2 protein-coding genes are annotated in these 1,432 nt (G+C 64.5%); both read left to right on the top strand.

The genetic code is table 11. The features are described from left to right. On the top strand, nucleotides 1-227 hold a 227-nt coding region (locus tag VBE63_RS29280; protein ID WP_323686492.1), incomplete at its 5' end, for a type II toxin-antitoxin system RelE/ParE family toxin. A 20-nt stretch (nucleotides 228-247) separates the two neighbouring features. Continuing rightward, nucleotides 248-1,432, top strand: a 1,185-nt coding sequence (locus VBE63_RS29275) for an MBL fold metallo-hydrolase (protein ID WP_323686491.1), incomplete at its 3' end; no start/stop codon positions are given.

The raw sequence follows: 1,432 nt of genomic DNA, 5'->3' as shown, positions 1-1,432 counted from the left end.
GTGCGATGGACTTCGGGCTTCAGCAAGCTAAGCGCTATCATCAAAAACTGTATCAGGCCTTTAATTTTTTGGCCGAAAATCCACTGGCTGGGCCAGAGCGCTCGGAACTTCACCCTGCATGCCGCATTCATCCGGTTGGGGTGCATATCCTGATTTACACCATTCGCCCGGATGGGATCTACATCCTGCGCGTGCGACATGGACATGAAGATTGGCTAAATCAGTAGACTGGCGTAGCAGGAGATCCATGTCCACCAAAATTCACCATCACGGCGCCACCACTGGCGTCACCGGCTCCTGTCACGAGCTGCGTTATCCCTCGCCTGATGCCCAGAGCGCTGCCGGCGACCACTCCCTGCTCATCGACTGCGGCCTCTTCCAGGGCGACGAGGCCGGCGACGATGGTGCGCGCGCCAACCGATTGCAGATCGGCTTCGACGTCGCCCCAATCCAGGCACTGATCATCACCCATGTGCACATCGACCACGTCGGACGGCTGCCCTATCTGCTTGCCGCCGGCTACCGGGGTCCGATCCTCACCAGCCCCGCCTCGGCCGAACTGCTGCCGCTGGTGCTCGAAGACGCGCTCAAGGTTGGTTTCACCCGCGATCAACGGCTGATCGAGCAGGTGCTCGCCGTGCTGCGCAGCCGCATCATCGCACTGCCGTTCGGGCAATGGCATCGGCTCGACGGGCAGGGCGGCGTTGTCCCGCTCGAGCTGGCCGGCGACCCACCCGGCAGCGGCCCGCTGATCCGCCTGCAGCGCGCCGGTCACATCCTCGGCTCGGCCTATGTCGAGATTGATCTCTCGTGCTCAGCATCCAGCGCCGCACAGGACGATTCCAGCCAAGCCGCGCTAGCGGGCGATGCCTCGGACAAGCCCGCGTTCAAGCGCCAACGCATCGTCTTCTCCGGCGATCTCGGCGCCCCCGACACCCCGCTGCTGCCTGCCCCGCAGCCGCCCGAGCGCGCCGATATCCTGGTGCTCGAGAGCACTTATGGCGACCGCTGCCATGAAGACCGCAGCACGCGCGTCGAGCGCCTGCGCACGGTGATCGAGCACGCCCTGGCCGATGGCGGCACGGTGCTCATCCCGGCCTTCAGCATCGGTCGCACCCAAGAACTGCTCTATGAGCTTGAAGGTCTGTTCCACGCCCACGGTCAAGGTGGCGCGCAAGCCCGCCCGCACTGGCAACGCCTGCAAGTGGTGCTCGACTCACCCCTGGCCGCCGACTTCACTAAGGGCTATCGGCGCTTGCGCCAGGTCTGGGACGACGAGGCCCAAGATCGGCTGCAACAAGGCCGCCATCCGCTCGCCTTTGATCAACTGGTCACCGTCGACCACCACGCCGACCACATGCACATGGTCAATTACCTAGCCCACAGCCGCCAACCGGCGGTGGTTATCGCCGCCAGCGGCATGTGCGCCGGT

The organism is Lamprobacter sp. (assembly GCF_034860625.1).
Taxonomy (GTDB): domain Bacteria; phylum Pseudomonadota; class Gammaproteobacteria; order Chromatiales; family Chromatiaceae; genus Lamprobacter.
Note: the sequence above shows the minus strand (reverse complement) of the source record. Positions and strands in the feature narration are given on the sequence as shown.